This window comes from Corallococcus praedator (assembly GCF_003612125.1).
Taxonomy (GTDB): Bacteria; Myxococcota; Myxococcia; order Myxococcales; family Myxococcaceae; genus Corallococcus; species Corallococcus praedator.
Map to the genome: position 1 here is coordinate 1 of NZ_RAWI01001308.1, position 405 is coordinate 405.

The window sequence follows — 405 nt, forward strand, 5'->3', positions numbered from 1 at the left end:
GCGAAACAGTAAATACACCGGATGTATCATAAGCATGGGAAACATTACCGCCTACATTACTTATACCTCCATCTCCAAAATTCCATACAATGCTACTCAGGCCTTCTGTAAAATAAGATCCGAGAAAATCAATACGCTGTCCTTCACACAGCAAAGAATCTGATATGGTGAAGCTGACGAACGGGAGTGTATCTATAACAATGGTCTTGTAAAAAGTATCGAAGCAAGGAACAAAATCCTGCACCACTAAGCGCGCTGAATAGATACCGGGATTTGTATAAATATGAGGTGTGCTTTGAAATGTGGAAGTAATCCCATCCCCAAAATCCCAGAAATATTGAGGTGGGATACCATTGATCGTCGTTGTGACAGAAGTATTTGTAAAATTGATGATCTGCCCTACAC

The 405-nt window shown here is 40.5% G+C and carries 1 protein-coding gene; it reads right to left on the bottom strand.

Annotated elements, in window-relative coordinates:
* The coding region (locus D7Y13_RS45525; RefSeq protein ID WP_147452769.1) for a PKD domain-containing protein at positions 1-405 on the bottom strand (405 nt) is incomplete at both ends.